At 47.0% G+C, this 15,937-nt stretch carries 14 protein-coding genes and 1 pseudogene; 3 read left to right on the top strand and 12 right to left on the bottom strand.

Features of this window, described 5'->3' with window-relative positions; all coding sequences use genetic code 11:
* From WH7805_RS03585 to WH7805_RS03570, 4 genes are all read right to left on the bottom strand, one after another.
* Positions 1–1,331, bottom strand: a 1,331-nt coding sequence (locus tag WH7805_RS03585; protein WP_006041610.1) for a DUF11 domain-containing protein, incomplete at its 3' end; no start/stop codon positions are given.
* Between the two features lie 524 nt (positions 1,332–1,855).
* Positions 1,856–3,262 carry an HlyD family type I secretion periplasmic adaptor subunit gene (locus tag WH7805_RS03580; protein ID WP_038004365.1) on the bottom strand — a complete coding sequence of 469 codons (1,407 nt, stop codon included), beginning with the start codon at positions 3,260–3,262 and terminating at the stop codon, positions 1,856–1,858.
* Positions 3,263–3,303: 41 nt separating this feature from the next.
* Positions 3,304–5,457 carry an ATP-binding cassette domain-containing protein gene (locus WH7805_RS03575; protein ID WP_038004364.1) on the bottom strand — a complete coding sequence of 718 codons (2,154 nt, stop codon included), beginning with the start codon at positions 5,455–5,457 and terminating at the stop codon, positions 3,304–3,306.
* Positions 5,454–7,184, bottom strand: a complete 1,731-nt coding sequence (locus tag WH7805_RS03570; RefSeq protein WP_156783596.1) for an ABC transporter transmembrane domain-containing protein — start codon at positions 7,182–7,184, stop codon at positions 5,454–5,456. Before WH7805_RS03570 ends, WH7805_RS03575 begins: the two co-directional genes overlap by 4 nt.
* A gap of 198 nt (positions 7,185–7,382) precedes the next feature.
* Here WH7805_RS03570 and WH7805_RS03565 point away from each other — a divergent pair, with 198 nt between their 5' ends.
* Positions 7,383–8,063, top strand: coding sequence for a hypothetical protein (locus WH7805_RS03565; RefSeq protein WP_156783595.1), 681 nt, complete (start codon positions 7,383–7,385; stop codon positions 8,061–8,063).
* Positions 8,064–8,193: 130 nt separating this feature from the next.
* On the opposite strand, the gene WH7805_RS03560 is transcribed toward WH7805_RS03565, so the two are convergent.
* From WH7805_RS03560 to WH7805_RS03545, 4 genes are read right to left on the bottom strand one after another with little or no spacing between them, the layout of a single operon-like run.
* Positions 8,194–8,601 (bottom strand): thiol-disulfide oxidoreductase DCC family protein, encoded by a 408-nt coding sequence (locus WH7805_RS03560; RefSeq protein ID WP_006041605.1) that lies wholly within the window; start codon positions 8,599–8,601, stop codon positions 8,194–8,196.
* A gap of 37 nt (positions 8,602–8,638) precedes the next feature.
* A complete protein-coding gene (gene folP, locus WH7805_RS03555) occupies positions 8,639–9,472 on the bottom strand; it encodes a dihydropteroate synthase (protein WP_006041604.1) in 834 nt (277 codons plus the stop codon).
* A 7-nt stretch (positions 9,473–9,479) separates the two neighbouring features.
* Complete coding sequence (gene tpiA / locus WH7805_RS03550) at positions 9,480–10,211, bottom strand: triose-phosphate isomerase (protein ID WP_006041603.1); 732 nt, start codon at positions 10,209–10,211, stop codon at positions 9,480–9,482.
* A 33-nt stretch (positions 10,212–10,244) separates the two neighbouring features.
* Positions 10,245–10,466: an RNA-binding S4 domain-containing protein gene (locus WH7805_RS03545; protein WP_006041602.1), complete on the bottom strand. Its 222-nt coding sequence runs from the start codon at positions 10,464–10,466 to the stop codon at positions 10,245–10,247.
* A gap of 15 nt (positions 10,467–10,481) precedes the next feature.
* On the opposite strand from WH7805_RS03545, the gene WH7805_RS03540 reads away from it, so the two are divergent.
* Together WH7805_RS03540 and WH7805_RS03535 are read left to right on the top strand one after the other, a co-directional pair.
* The gene (locus tag WH7805_RS03540) at positions 10,482–12,224 is read left to right on the top strand and encodes an ABC transporter ATP-binding protein (protein ID WP_006041601.1); all 1,743 of its coding nucleotides are present in this window, start codon (positions 10,482–10,484) and stop codon (positions 12,222–12,224) included.
* Positions 12,225–12,259: 35 nt separating this feature from the next.
* Positions 12,260–12,490: a DUF6447 family protein gene (locus WH7805_RS03535; RefSeq protein ID WP_006041600.1), complete on the top strand. Its 231-nt coding sequence runs from the start codon at positions 12,260–12,262 to the stop codon at positions 12,488–12,490.
* Between the two features lie 27 nt (positions 12,491–12,517).
* On the opposite strand, the pseudogene WH7805_RS15165 reads toward WH7805_RS03535, so the two are convergent.
* The 4 genes and pseudogenes from WH7805_RS15165 to WH7805_RS03520 form a co-directional block, all read right to left on the bottom strand.
* Positions 12,518–13,105: pseudogene (locus tag WH7805_RS15165) on the bottom strand (alanine:cation symporter family protein).
* Positions 13,050–13,418 carry an alanine:cation symporter family protein gene (locus WH7805_RS15160; RefSeq protein ID WP_071933672.1) on the bottom strand — a complete coding sequence of 123 codons (369 nt, stop codon included), beginning with the start codon at positions 13,416–13,418 and terminating at the stop codon, positions 13,050–13,052. The pseudogene WH7805_RS15165 and the gene WH7805_RS15160 overlap by 56 nt, the downstream one beginning before the upstream one ends.
* Before the next feature lie 428 nt (positions 13,419–13,846).
* Entirely contained in the window at positions 13,847–15,202 is a 1,356-nt protein-coding gene (locus WH7805_RS03525; RefSeq protein WP_006041596.1) for a sodium:alanine symporter family protein, read from the bottom strand.
* A 43-nt stretch (positions 15,203–15,245) separates the two neighbouring features.
* The gene (locus tag WH7805_RS03520; protein ID WP_006041595.1) at positions 15,246–15,920 is read right to left on the bottom strand and encodes a DUF3386 domain-containing protein; all 675 of its coding nucleotides are present in this window, start codon (positions 15,918–15,920) and stop codon (positions 15,246–15,248) included.
* Positions 15,921–15,937: the final 17 nt, after the last annotated feature.

Raw genomic sequence — 15,937 nt, 5'->3', positions numbered from 1 at the left:
GGGGCGAGTGAGGGGATGGTTTCGCTTAGGCCCGTGAGTGGGTCAGTAACAAGAACGTTGTTGAGGGTCTGATTGCCTGAATTGGTGACAGTGATCTGGTAATTGATGACATCACCGACCTGGTTGGCGAGGCCATCACCAATGGGATCAACAGAGAGGACGGTTTTGTTGATGCCGAGCAGAGGATTCTGCGGAATCGTGGTGGATGTGGATGAATCGGAGGGATCGGTTTCGTCGGAATCAACAGTGGCGGTGTTGTCGAGGGTGCCATCACCACCGCCATTGGTGTCGATGTCTTGTTGCGTGAGTGTGTAGGAGGTATTGAAGACCTGAGAGTCACCAGGGGCGAGTGAGGGGATGGTTTCGCTTAGGCCCGTGAGTGGGTCAGTAACAAGAACGTTGTTGAGGGTCTGATTGCCTGAATTGGTGACAGTGATCTGGTAATTGATGACATCACCGACCTGGTTGGCGAGGCCATCACCAATGGGATCAACAGAGAGGACGGTTTTGTTGATGCCGAGCAGAGGATTCTGCGGAATCGTGGTGGATGTGGATGAATCGGAGGGATCGGTTTCGTCGGAATCAACAGTGGCGGTGTTGTCGAGGGTGCCATCACCACCGCCATTGGTGTCGATGTCTTGTTGCGTGAGTGTGTAAGAGGTCGTGAAGACCTGAGAGTCACCAGGAGCGAGTGAGGGGATGGTTTCGCTTAGGCCCGTGAGTGGATCAGTAACAAGAACATTGTTGAGGGTCTGATTGCCTGAATTGGTGACAGTGATCTGGTAATTGATGACATCACCGACCTGGTTGGCGAGGCCATCACCAATGGGATCAACAGAGAGGACGGTTTTGTTGATGCCGAGCAGAGGATTCTGCGGAATCGTGGTGGATGTGGATGAATCGGAGGGATCGGTTTCGTCGGAATCAACAGTGGCGGTGTTGTCGAGGGTGCCATCACCACCGCCATTGGTGTCGATGTCTTGTTGCGTGAGTGTGTAGGAGGTCGTGAAGACCTGAGAGTCACCAGGGGCAAGTGAGGGGATGGTTTCGCTTAGGCCCGTGAGTGGGTCAGTAACAAGAACGTTGTTGAGGGTCTGATTGCCTGAATTGGTGACAGTGATCTGGTAATTGATGACATCACCGACCTGGTTGGCGAGGCCATCACCAATGGGATCAACAGAGAGGACGGTTTTGTTGATGCCAAGCAGAGGGGTCTGCTCAGGGAATACCTCTCCTTGATCAGACGTATCTGTTTCTAATTCAGCTTGGTCAAGCGTGGCTGTTTCTAATTCAGCAAGAGCTTGTTGAATATCAGGATTATTTGTGTCCAATACATTGCCGGAAAGGATTGTTGCGGCAAGTGAAGCTGGAACGAGTATAATGAGATTTCCAGTATCAAATCCTGCAGTTCCTAGTGAAAGATTGCCGCCTCCATTTCCCAATGGCTGAAGAACAGGGTCTGCTCCATTCAGTACTTGTACGTTTGGTGGTGGAAGAGCATCAACATTTTCAGAGTATCCTTGATAATCGCGAAGTGATATGGGTGTCCACCCCTCCTTATTGATTATTGTATTGGTTTCAGTGTTCTTCGGATTAGAGCCAAGCAGGGCGGCAGCCAGTTGGTCACGTTGCTCTTGTGCCGAAAAATCTTCAAACACTTATCAACACACAGTCTACCTTACTATTTAAAGTAATCGCTCGCGCTTCTTAAGTCAATTGATTACCAAGAAGTTTGCACTCCAGGGATCATCAGCATCTGATTGGGTGTCGAATTGTAAAATCGACTTCAGGCCAGATGGCCTTAAATACCCTGTCCATCATAACAAATATGAAGCTTGAAACTGAGTTAACTGAATTAATTGGTTTCTCGGAATGCTGATCCTACGGTTCGCGTAAATGGCTGCAAGAGGTAACGCAAAACACTCCTTTGTTGGCCTTTGATATCTCCGATAAGTGGCATTCCGGACTGTATGGTTAACTTCTTGTCGTTTATATCTAGATATTGATGATTTAAGCTTGCTCTGGCTAGGTAGTAGTACTTACCTGTGACTGGATCTTGAACCGTTGTGCCTGCGATGGAAGTAATCTTACCAGGCATGGTTCCATAGATACTAGAATCGAAAGGCAGTAAGTTAATATCGACTTTTTGACCAATACTAACGAAACCTATATCTTTTGAAGGGACTCGCAATTCTACAATCTTACTTCCCTGGTTGGGTACGACTTGCAGAACGACTGCTCCAGGTCCTACGACTGAACCTGGTGCTTTATATCGAAGATCACTCACAACTCCATCCACAGGCGAAATGATTTTGGTGCGTTCGAGTTGATTTTTGATTTTATTTATATTTTTGCTGATGACAGCCTCTTCTCCCACGAGCTCAGCAATTTTGGAATTATTTTCAAATATCATTCCCGATTCTAATCCTCTTAGATTTGCCTCAGCTTGTTTCAGTGCTTTTTGAGCTTCATTTCTTGCGCCTATCATTTCGGCAAGTTTGCCTTGAGCTGTTACCATTTGTAGTTTTGAAGCAGCACCTGAATCTGTCAACGAATCCCACATTCTTATTTCTTGACGTTGAAACATGATTTGTTCACTAAGTCCCGCGACTTCTGCTTTCTTTTCTGCTACTGAAGCCTTCGCGGCATCAATTTGGTCTGATTTATTTTCTAATCGACTAGTTAATAATTTTTGCTGAGACAATGTAACTTTGTCATTGCTATTAGACGAACCATCGAGGATCTTCTGCCCTTTAATTGCTGATCTTAGCTGTATTTGCTGTAAGACAAGATTGTCTAATTCTTGAATGGCTGCATCGTAAGCACTACCTACAAGCTGAGGGTTTAACTCGAGCAAAACCTCTCCTTTTCTCACCTGTTGGCCATTATCAACATTGACTGAGGATACTATTCCTCCTTCAAGGTGCTGAATAATATTTACCGACCCTTTTGGAACAACTTCACCTGATGCCTCAATAACTTGAGTTATGGGTGTCAATGCTGCGATTGGAAAAAATAATATTACTGCACCACTTAGGTAATATAATCCACGTATTAAGTGATGATTACTTGCTTTTTCTTCCAGATCTAATGCTTGTGTAAGACGGTGACTACCCATTAAAGACGTCAAGTCATTTTGATCAATTCTTCGATGTTTTCTAAGCCATAGTTTTTGACTTGTCGCTTGTGAATCACCTGTAGAGATACCCTCCGAGTCATTGATTTTTGATGTGCTTGAGGAAGAGTTGACTTGGTTTTTCATAATCAAAAAATTTGGATCAGTTACAGTGGAGTTAATTGAATTTATGCATTTTGCTGTAGACGTTTTCGTAAATCTTCCGCTGAACCCTGGAAAGTAGTTAATCCATTGTCCAAAATGCATATTTGATTTGCTTGCTCTAATATATGATGATTATCAGTTGCTATGAGTATACTTCGCATTTTTCCTGAGAGTTCTGACTGACACAAAGTGGGAAGTATATCCATAAAACTATCAAATTGTTCTGCTGATAGGCCCTGTGTAAAATCATCAATAAGAAGGATTGGCGTATCCTTGATCAGGGCTTGTGCAAGAGCCAACATTTTTTTAACCCCTTTTGGAAGCTGGTAAAAAACAGATTCACTCATCGATGTATTTAAACCTTTTGGCAGCGCTTCTATATACGTTGAAATTTGTAGTTTATTTAGAATTAGATGAATCTGCTGCAACGAAACGTCGGTATTCATTGCTGAAAGGTTTGTAAGGATAGTACCTGGAAGTAGTTTTGTATTTCCCATTACAAGTGATATATTCTTTTGGATTGTTTCTGTACTGAATTGTCGATAATCCCTTCCGTCAAACAATAATGTTCCTTGTGTTAGAGGGCAAATTTGATTAATTACCCCTATTAAAGTGGATTTACCACACCCTGATTTGCCTGTAACGGCAATTATTTCTCCTGGATTAATTTTAATAGAAGCACGTGTGAGTGCATATATATTTTGCTTTCCAATTTTGCAGGCTGCTGTATCGAGAATGATGCCTCCAAAGAGTTGCGGATCATTCATTGATGAGTTAACTAGCTTTGTGGTTCGTGTTTTTAAGAATTGGTCTAGTTTCTTAAATTGCCTACGCATGAGACCGAAACGTAAAACGGCATTCATCAGTTGTTGAAATGGTGTAAATACTCTCCATACAAAAAACATTGCCGCAATTAGTGTTCCCAGTAGTTCTGCATTTGTAGGATTTGAGTAGGCAATCCAAACTCCTGTTGATATTGTTAGAATACTTGCAAGTTGCGACGATGTGTTGACTAGAATCTGCAAACGACCTATTTGACGATTGATCGAAAGTGAACTATTGGTACTTTCTGCAGACAATCCACGTAATCTTTGAATCCAAACCCATTCAAGATTTGATTGCTTTATTTCTAAGAATCGATGAACCAACTCGTCTTGAGCTTCTGAAACGCTAATCTCGCTGTTAATATTGATCTTACCTGCAGTATCATAATATTTTCCTAATAATAAGACTAATAATGCCGTTATAGCCATTATTGTAACGGGTACCAAGACTAGTAACCCAGCAATCAAATAAATTGCTATCAAATAAATGATTACAAAAGGAAAATCAAGAAGAGCTGGCCCTAATGAATTATGTAAATAAGTCATTAAGGAGTCAAGGCCTCTCTGTTGATTCTTAAAATGTTTTGAACCAAGTATTGAACTTTGATTTTGATCTAAATTAAGTGATTTTTGAATGATCTTCAAGCCTAGAATTGCCTCAAGTCGAGCAACAATTTCTGAAAGTTCTTTACTTCTCCATTGCCTTAAATTCCAATCTACGAAGAATAATAGTGTCACTCCTATATACATACCACTGCCTGTTAGAAATCCCTGACTAGGAATTACTTGATTGTAGACAACCCTTATATAGAAAGGAACTAATAATGCAAGTACTGATATCGCAAAACTAATGCGATATAGTTTCAAAATTCTGCTGCGAAATCTATAAATAACTTCTTGGATAAGCGTTGTTTTCCCTTTATTCTCGTCAAATTCTCTGAATATTACAATTGTACCACCATCCTCCTCAATAAGGTCTAGTTTTGTTTGATCACTTATGTTTGCAGCTATTAATTGATTACTTTGGTCTGAGTAAATAACATAAGGGATTTGATAGGTGCTTAGATATAGTGCAGGTAAACTTGCGGAGTTAAGTTGATCCCAACTATTCAATTCTTCTTGAATGCTTGTGTAACCAAGTTTAAACATTATATTTCGAGCATCGACAAGATCCATGTTTGATGGATCATTGCCAAATAAATCTAACAACCTACTTTGGTTGCCATTCCAATTCATTTTTTGCAGTAAAAGTCTTATACAGAATGACAATGGTGCATCAGTTGATAAAGTAAGATCTCGAAGTAATTGAGAGTTTTTTGTTAATTGTGAATTATTTGGTAATTGATTGCTCATTGAAGTACCTCCTTAGATGTTTCTTGTAGATACAATGATTTTTTTGTAATTTTAGAAAAAACAGGGCCTCCTCCTCCGATTAAAACAATTTTTCCGAGCTCACATCTTTTTAATATTTTCTCGAGTCTATCAACAAATTGTTTGCCGTAGGAGTAGTTTGATAAATCGATCATTATTAATTTGGGATCTTGACTTAATGCTGTGACAATGTGGGCAATTGCTTCTGTATCTCGAGAAAGTATATTTGACGTAGTATCACTCATTTGTGTATTGTAACCATCAGGTAGTTTTCTAACTTCTTCATCAAGTCCGCTGAGCATTGACCAAAAAAGTGCAAGTCTACGATTTTTCTTAAATTGGAATCCTGTTAAATTTTCTAGTAAAGTACCCTTGAAAAATGATCGTGAGGGATCAATATATGCAATATATTCTTTTAGATGATCGCTTGAAATTTCTTCCACATTGATATCATTGATTAACAACCCATTGCTTTGTTTGATTCCTGCAATCTCCAAAAATATATGACGAGTGTTTTCACCGTGGAGTTGATCTTTGATTAATATTATCTCACCCTCCTCTGCGGTTATAGCGATATCTTTGTTTTTATTGATCTTTATATAATGCCAGTCTCCTATTGATTTCTTCCCTGGTTTTGATGTTATTGGTATTGACATTAATGATTTATATTCATCCCTTGAATGGGCTATCCGACGGTAGCTGTTCAATAGATTCATTGCTTGCTGCCATGGAGTAAGAATTTTGCCTAGAAGAAGAATTGAAGCTGCCAGAGCACCTACACTCAAATTATCTGTAATAACTAAGAATGCACCCAATGTGATTCCTGTCGAGAAAGTTAGCTGTCCAGTTAAGGAACCAAAGGCTTGGAATATACCGGACTGTTGATTTTGTCGCATACGTTCGTGTGCACGCCTGTCTTGATAAATTTCACTCTCCACAATCATTTTTTGTTGAAGTCCGTTAGCCTTGATTAAGTCCGCCGCTTCAATTACTTCCTCATGAAACGACCGTGTTTGTAAATCGATTAGATCGCGAGAACGCGATATCTCCTCATACTCTTTGGAGAATTTGAATGCTTTGAATAAATAGATTGCGATACCTCCTATGGCCGTAAATCCGACAGCACCCCCAATCATAAAGAGCACGATAATGAATAAAACTGAAAATATCAAATCAATGGCTGTTATTAGAGATTGCAGAGAACTTTCGTCCTTGAGTATATTAATTGCTGATAATCTCTGGATGTGTTGTGTTGGACTAAGTTTAAAAAAATCATTCATGTCTATCTGTAAAAAATGTGAGATTGCTTCGAGCCTCTTTTTGTGATCAATTCTTGCGCCTCCGTCTCCAATCAAGGACAGTCGAACGGATTTGATCCATCCATTGATAATCATCAGTGTGACGACAATCACTGTCAGTACGATTAGGCTTGATACGGATTCTGAAGGTAGAATCGAGGTGTAGACAATGTTAATGTATAAAGGCGATGCAAGCTCTAAAATATTGATGATGATTGAAGCTACTATTATCGGTTTTAATTGGTAGCTTTCCCAATTTGTTTCTTGTAATGGGCTGATGTTCTTTTGATTGAGAAAATTAATTATTGATCCGGTTGGTTTCGATACAGCTGGGTGCAGATATTTCATTAACTTACTATTAAGCGATTGGTGTTTTGATTTCATTGCTCCGGCAAGATTGACGGTTACCACCGATCATGTTTATTACTTTCTATATTAGCTTTTGGTGCTGAATATTCAACCTCGCCTTTCATCGATTTTTGTCAGCTTTTCGGCACATCATCGGGCTTGTCTTTGGCTTGATCGTTCTTTTATTCTGCATAACTTTTGTTTTCTTTTGCTGAATTAGCTGTTCTGGCCTAGATTGCATTTGATTTTGACAGGTTCCTTTTGTATCGCTTTCTCCTGCCTGGACCACGTTGCCAGCTCGAGCTTGTTGGTTTAGGTGTTGGTCGCGAGCTTAGTTTTCAAATTCTAGGTCCTTCAACAGAGGCCTCTTTCGTTGAGGAGTTGATCTGTCAACACTTTGGTTCTTTGAGAGTTCTCCCTAAGTCTTTGTTTTTGTTTTTAGTCCAAGATCCCTGGATTGGTGAATTTTTTCAAGCCCCTGAGCTTGTTAGTGGTGACCTTGAGGCGATTGATATTTCCTTAATGCCTTGCTTTTCTGATCAACCACTTGGATTGAAGCTCGTTGAGGCAGGGGTTTTGGATAAGAATGAGTTGGATCAGCTCTTGCTTCAGTATCAATCCCTTTCAACTCAGTTTCGTTTTGGCGAATTCTTGAGGCTTAATCACCGAATTCCACATGGTGTCATACGTTTTTTCCTTGAACCAGATTTTTTCCAACGTCAAGGATTTAATCAGATGCCTTTAGGCCAACGACTTTGTTCTTTAGGTCTCATCGAAAACCGTGATCTCATTTCCGCGTGTCAGCAAGAGCAAGATATTGGTGGTGCTCTCGCTGAGACCTTAATTAACAGGGGTTTTATCTCGCCTGTGACTGCAAATTTTTTTCAAGCCGTTTATGTCGATGAAACGGGTCGGGTCCATCTCAGTGAAAGCCCTGTGTAAGTTTTTGATGACATATTTGATGGGGTAGTATTAATGAGATCACTTCTTGTTGTCAGTTATTGCCTTTGTTCCTCGTCTTTGCTTTAACTATAAGTTTGTTGTTATTGACGAGGCGGTTTTCTAGTTTGCTTTAGATCTCCTTCTTGACGCATCGCTCATTGCACAGTTGCTCCAGACTCATTCTCCCTGTTATTTTAAGTCTGTTTTTCGCCCATATTGTGTAAAGCCTGTCGACGAAGTATCCGATTAATGGCCATGTTGTTGGTTTATAAATCCAGCCTAAATTGATGAGTTTGTACGCTTCGCGAAATACGGCTACATCCTTCAAGATAGTGCCATCTGAGCGGATTGCATGAATTCGTTCCATTGCTTGCCGATACGTGATGTTTCGAAAGTGTTCGGGCGAATACTCAGTTTCATTCACATCCACAAATTTTAGCCTTTCCCATTGATCTCGTCTTTGGAGAAAGTTCACTTCTCTGAGGCAGAGTGGGCAACCGCCGTCGTAAAGGATTGTGAGTTCGATGCCCGTTCTCATGCAGATTGAGTGAATTGATCCGTTCTAGCGAATTCCTTCATGGCTTTCGTTTGATTGCAGCCCCCATGGTCACCACTTGATGGATCGGACCTACATCGTGGATCCGCAAGACATGCACGCCTGCGGATTGTGCACGGGCACAGACTGCAGCAGTCCCCCAGATTCTTGCTTTGGGTTGTGGCTGGTTTAAAACCGCGCCGATGAAACGTTTTCGTGAGGGGCCCAGCAACAACGGAATGCCATCGTTTTTGAGGTCTTCGAGCCGGCGGATCAGTTCCAAGTTTTGTTCATCGTCTTTGGCAAAACCAAGGCCTGGATCCCAAATCAGTTGCGCCTGATTCACCCCTTCGTTCAGGGCTTGCTTGGTGCGATCTCTCAGTTCTCGCCGGACTGCGTTCACCACACCCTCCGTCCCGTAATTGGTGCAAGAGTCCATCGTTGCGCTGTTTCCCCGGCTGTGCATCAACACATAAGGACATCCCGCTTCAGCAATGAGCGGAAGCATGGCTGAATCGTGGAGGCCTCCGCTGACATCATTGATCCAGTCGGCACCTGCATCGAGTGCCGCTGAAGCCACAGCAGCCAGGAACGTGTCGACGGAAATGATGGCATTTGGATGGGCGTGTCTGATCGCTTTGAGGCAGGGGATCAGACGTCTGAGTTCCTCTTCCGCACCCACTTCGTCGGCCCCAGGTCGCGTGCTTTGAGCACCAAGATCGAGCACATCGGCTCCATCACGGATCTGTCGATCGGCTTCTCTTGTGGCCTGATCCTCACCGTTGAACTGGCCTCCATCACTGAAGGAGTCTGGGGTGAGGTTAATCACACCCATCACAGCTGGTCTTTGTCCCCAGCAGGTGGGATGGCGCATCGGTCGCTCAGGCTTTCTGGTAGTTCGCGATTCTCGCGAAGCCCTCCGGGTCAAGTGATGCTCCACCGACCAGCACACCATCAATGTCGCTCATGCCCATGAGCTCATCGATGTTTGCCGGCTTCACCGAACCTCCGTACTGAATGATCAGATCAGGAGAACCCACCCAGCTTCGAATCAGTCCACAGATTCGATTCGCCTCCGCGGATTCACAGGTTTTTCCCGTACCGATGGCCCAGATTGGTTCGTAGGCCACGACCAACCGAGCCGGATCGAGACCTTCAAGGCCCTGTTCCACCTGTCGACGGATGACTCGTTCCGCCTCACCACGGCTGCGTTGCTCATCGCTCTCGCCTACGCACACGATGGGGATCAGGTCGTGAGCTTGCGCTGAACGAGCCCTGTGATTGATCTGTTCGTCACTTTCGCTGAAGTATTTACGAGGCTCGCTGTGGCCAACAATGGCGTAACTCACGCCATGCTCCTGAAGCATCGCTGGTGAGATCTCGCCTGTGTAGGCCCCGTGGCCTTCCCAGTGCACATTTTGACTCGAGATTTCAACCCGACTCCCAGCTCCCACAGTCGCCAATGTGCTGATCGCGGTGAAGGGCGGTGCCACCACCAAGTGACGGTCATCCGGGGTCTCAGCGATCAGGGGTAGGAACGTACCCATCCAGTCCCGGGTCTGGGCACAGGTCATGTGCATCTTCCAGTTGCCTGCGATCACCGGTTTGCGCACGCTTGCGTCCTCTGCTGTTCAGCAGCAGCCAACTTAAGGCCCTGCCTGAGGCTCTTCAGGGACTGTGGCGGTTTCTCCTCCAAGTTCGACTTGATCTCCCGCGGCCAGCTGCCTGCCTCGTCGGGATTCCACAATGCCGTTGACCAGCACCTGGCCATCGCGGATACGCAGTTTGGCCTCGCCTCCTGTGGAAACCCATCCCTGCCATTTGAGGAACTGATCGAGCTTCATCAGGGCAGTGCGTCTGGATGCCATTGATAGTGTGCACCGATGCTGACCCCTTCCGAAGCCGGATTCCGCAGACTTCTTCCCCTCCTGCGGCCGCATTCCGTCCAGTTGCTTTGGGGTGCGCTCAGCATGATCCTTTTTGTTAGCAGCTGGCCGCTGTTGATGAATCTGGTGGGGCGCCTGATCCCTGCTCTTGGCTCCGGTGATTTGTCGATCGTTCTTCCGGTGATCGGGCTTGTTCTGGTGGTTTTTCTGCTTCAGAAGCTGGCTCAGTTTGCCCAGGATTCTTTGTTGGCCGGTCCAGCACTGCAGGTCAGCCAGAGCTTGCGCAGGGATCTCTTCCAGCAGCTTCAGCAGGTGGAGCTCGGTGCCCTGGAGAAGCTTTCGGCTGGGGATCTCACGTACCGGCTGACTGAAGACGCAGACCGTGTCAGTGAAGTGATCTACAAAACTCTCCACGACACGATCCCCAGCGCCCTTCAGCTTCTGGCTGTTCTGGGTTACATGCTGTGGCTCGACTGGAAACTCACCCTGGCGATTTTTCTGCTGGCGCCGCTGATCATTTGGTTGATCAGTCTGTTTGGTGGGAGGGTCATGGCCGCCACCGAACGCAGTCAGAAAAAAGTCAGTGAGTTGGCTGGTCTTCTCGGCGAAGCGATTGAGGGCTTGCCCTTGGTCCGGGCTTTTGCGGCAGAACCTTGGTTGCAGGGTCGCTTCGAACAGGAGATCGATCAGCACAGGCGGGCCCGCTACAACACTTACAGGTTGGTTGCCCTGCAACATCCTGTTGTTGGAATCATTGAAGTGCTCGGTATTGCAGTGGTTCTCGTTCTCGCTGCTTACAGGCTGAGCAATGGTGATCTTGATAGCAAGGGGCTCACCAGCTATGTAACGGGTCTCGTGGTGCTGATCGACCCCATCGCGCACCTCACCACGAACTACAACGAGTTTCAGCAAGGTCAGGCCTCGTTGCGCCGTCTGAGGGCGATCGAACGGGAGCCTTCAGAGCCGTCTGATCCCGATCCGGCTCTTCCCCTGGATCGCCTTCGCGGTGATCTTGTCTTCGAGAATGTGCAGTTCGGTTATCGCTCCGATCAACCTGTTCTGCATGACCTCAACCTCAAGATAGAAGCGGGAAGTGTCGTGGCCCTGGTGGGTCCTTCGGGTGCCGGCAAGAGCACATTGTTTTCATTGGTGTTGCGCTTCAACACAGCACAGAGCGGCCAGGTTCTGCTTGACGGCAAGAATCTGGCCCAAGTGAGAGCCCGGGACTTGCGCCAGCAGGTGGCCCTGGTTCCGCAGCGAAGCAGCGTGTTCTCAGGCAGCATCGCCGAGGCCATTCGCTTTGGCCGAGCTGCGAGCCAAGAGCAGGTCATGGAGGCAGCCCGTCTGGCGAATGCCCACGATTTCATCATCAACCTGCCGGAGGGATACGCGACCCATCTGGAAGAGAGAGGAACCAATGTGTCCGGGGGACAGCTTCAGCGCATTGCCATCGCCCGCGCCGTTCTTGGAGACCCTGCGGTGATGTTGCTTGATGAAGCCACCAGTGCTCTTGATGCTGAAGCGGAAGCAGCAGTTCAGGTTGGTCTTCGCCAGGCCATGCGGGGGCGCACGGTGCTGGTGATCGCTCACCGTCTGGCAACCGTACAAGAGGCGGATCGGATCGTTGTTCTCGAGAAGGGTTCGATCATCGAGCAGGGAACGCACGATGCTCTGATGAAACAGTACGGGCGTTACCGGGAATTGTGTCAAAAACAGATGATTCGAGAGGAAATTTGCTAAAGTCGCCCAGCTTTGCGCGCTATTAGCACTGCTTCATGTCTGAATCCCCTCAAAAGAACGCCATCCTTACGTTTGAAGGAAAGCGCTATGACTTAAACAGTCTTTCTAAAGAACTGAAAGAGTTGGTCAAAGGTATGCAGGTGGCTGATGCTCAGCTCCGTATGCATGAAGACACCCTTAAAGTTCTTGCAGTTGGTCGTCAGTCCATGGCAGCTCAGCTTAATGAACAACTGAAGAGTGTGACTCCTCTGCCCGAGAACGGCTGAGTTTGTAATCCCCAGTGATCTTAAAGATCACTGGGGACAAAGGGGAAGGGATCTGAGAGTGGAGATAGCCATCAATCCATTCAGAATATCTGCAATCATCCAAACCACGTCAAAACTGTCGATTGCTTCGATAACAACTGCTGCCATCCAAATGAGGCGAAACCAACGAATCGGTTTAACGCCTGCCAAGAACTCTAAACAACGCTCGCTATAAAATTACCAACCGAGAATAGTGGTTGCTGTGAACGTAACTGCCGCAAAGCTCACGAGGTGGCCAGCACCCTGAAAAGCCCAGTCACATGCACTTTTTGTCAGCATCACTCCCTGGCCGCAGTAGAGATATTTGCTGCTGATCACAATGACGAGGGCCGTCATCGTGCAGATAATCAGAGTGTCGATCACTGTTCCAAGCATCGCCACCGATCCCTGCAACACAGGATCTCTAGGGCGGGCGGAGTCTTGAGCAATTGGCGCTGTGCCAAGACCAGCCTCATTGGAGAACACCCCTCTGGAGATTCCTTTCTGGATCACCACACCCACAGCACCTCCTGCAGTTGCTTTAGCTGTGAAGGCATCCTGCACAATTACCTGAAGTGCTGCTGGAATCCCAGCCATTAAAGGAACTACAACACCAGCCACTTAGCCAATGCGTCGAATTCCTCCGACAATCTGGGATTCCGTAGCTGCTGAGAACGCCCGCCATCTCAAGGGATTGCACGCCATTGCTGATCCCGAATCCAGCCAACATGCACTCGAAATATTTCGTGGCGATCCCAAGCAATGCAGCGAGCCACATCCAAAACACAGTCCCTTGTCCCCCGGCGTCGATTGTTGCTGCAAGCACAGTCATCAATCCCTGAAAGGTGCTGACCTCTCCATCTCCCGACTGATCGGTACTTTCCGAATGCTGATTTTTGTCAACGGCCAATTGGTGCTGAAGCGACTGCTGAGTCGACTAGTTGCCCGATGTGGGATTGGGAGATCTGCAAAGCATCCTGCTACTCGCAGCCTCCGTTGGCTGGTTGATCAGCCTGATTGGCGCGAGTGTGATGGTTTCCACAGAACGATGCCAAAAAAGGCAGCGAATTGGCAGGCGTCCTTGGAGAGGCCATTAAAGGACTGCATCTCGTGCGCGGCCTTCGCTGCTGAACCCTGGCCAAAAAGCCGTTTTGTAGAAGAAATCGTTCAGCACCGTTAACCTCTCAACCACACCGATTGGCGCGTTGCACTTAAACATTCCGTGGTTGGGATCATTGAGGTACTGGCAGTAGGGCTTCAGACGACGGCCATGCAGCTGAGCGAGTGACTCAAGGAAGTCTCACCTCTTTTGACATCAAGCAGTAAACGAAACAACGATCAACGGAGCGTTGGTAGTTGCTGGCGAGTTTTGAAATCGTAGGTACGTGTCAAGCGAAACACAACGGGAGACAACAACAACAAGCCAATCAGGTTGGGAATAGCCATGAGTCCATTGAGAATTTCAGCAATTGTCCAGACCGCACCGCCTGAAGCCACAGAACCGAATACCACCACAGCAACCCAAACCAGCCTGAAAGGACGTATTGCCTTGACCCCAGCCAAGAATTCAAGACACTTCTCGCTGTAGTAACCCCATCCCAAAATCGTTGTCAACGTGAAGAAAACTGTGCCGAAAACAACAATCCAATCAAACCCAGGAAGGGCAGTTCCGAACGCATTAATGGTTAGAGAAACATTTTTAGCCCCAGAAACATAATCAGCCTGGGAATATAAGCCGCTGATAATGATCACAAGAGCGGTCATTGAACAAATCACGATGGTGTCGATGAACGTTCCAATCATCGCCACAGAGCCTTGAAGAACAGGATCACCAGGCTTGGCTGCAGCCTGGGCAATCGGTGCCGTACCAAGCCCTGACTCATTCGAGAACACACCCCGAGCAATTCCTCGTTGAATCACCACACCGAGCGAACCACCAGCAGCAGCTTCTCCATTAAAGGCATTGGAAAAAATGAGACCCAATGCTCCAGGAATCTGGTCAAGATTGGCGACGAGAATGATTAGCGCACCGATGACATACACAGCTGCCATCACTGGCACAACAATCTGAGTGACTTGACCAATCCGCTCGATGCCACCAATCAGAACCGCCAAGGTGATCGAGGCCACCACGATTCCAGTGAGCAATGGTGGTACCCCAAATGACGCTTGCAGGGCTTCGGCCATCGCGTTGGCTTGTACACCATTTCCGATACCAAAACCAGCAAGGGCACCAAAGAAAGCAAACAACCAGCCCATCCAGGCCCAATTTTTGCCAAGACCGTTGCGAATGAAATACATCGGGCCGCCGACGTGCTCGCCCAGCTCATCCACTTCGCGGTAGTGAACTGCCAACAGCGACTCGGCGTATTTCGTGGCCATACCCACCAGGGCTATGAGCCACATCCAGAACACGGCTCCAGGACCACCGACGGCAATAGCACCTGCAACACCAGCAACATTTCCAGTGCCAATCGTCGCCGCTAAAGCGGTTGTCAGACTTTTGAATGCACTGACATTACCTTCACCACCACTACTGCGAATGGATGTAATCGCTTCGCGAAATCCAAACCCAATTCTGAGCAGGGGCTGAAACTTCAGCCCCAACATTAAATAGAATCCGGTAAGACCTATCAGCCAAAGGGTAAACGGGCCCCAAACGAAACCATTGATTTCAGCAAGCAAGGAGTTCAATATTCATCAATAGCTGTGGCCAGTATGCCCAGCTTTTCGTGTTTTACGCCAGAGGCTGTAAGTCTTCAAACAAGAATGTCTGCTCAGAGGCGTCTTCGCCGGAGCCTGCAGCCGTAATGACACGCCGAGAGGCGAGGACCCAAGGACCCTCTCCCTTGAGAGGTACAAACCTGTCATCAAACGTACTTTTTCCGCCTTTCAACTCACCCGTGGTGGGATCGGCGTACTGACTGGTGTATGAACGACTGAGATAACCGCTCCCCGTGTCCGTCGTGCTGCCGGTGTGAATCGTGACGACTGTGCCGTGAATATGGCGGTGAACCATGGTGACAACCCGATTCTTGATGCAGTAGCGGTCACCCTCACCTTTGCCGCCAACCAACACTTCTAATCCTTCATCCGTGGTTGAACCTGCGGTGAAGGTGTTGTCACCGTGCACCTGATCGAAGGTCCTCCGAACGCGGTGGATGGCAACTTCCCAGAGCTGGGATGCCATGGCCTTTTCCACCTCTGCATCGTCAACTCCTGTCACCTTGGCTTTCAGGTCGGCACCAACCTCGAAGCGGCCCTCGACAGTGCGTTCGCCCTGTTGCCAGATGCAACGTCCGCTGTATCCGGAGAAGCCAGGATCCCAGGTGTAACGGTTTTCATAGGCCGCCCTGAATGCTTCGCGGCAGTCACTGCCTGGTGTTACTAGCGCTGGTGTGCTGACGGTCACAGACGTGGGTCAATGTT

Source organism: Synechococcus sp. WH 7805 (assembly GCF_000153285.1).
In the GTDB taxonomy this organism is placed as follows: Bacteria; Cyanobacteriota; Cyanobacteriia; order PCC-6307; family Cyanobiaceae; genus Synechococcus_C.
The sequence above is the reverse complement of the archived record's forward strand: the minus strand, read 5'-3'. Positions and strand labels throughout refer to the sequence as shown.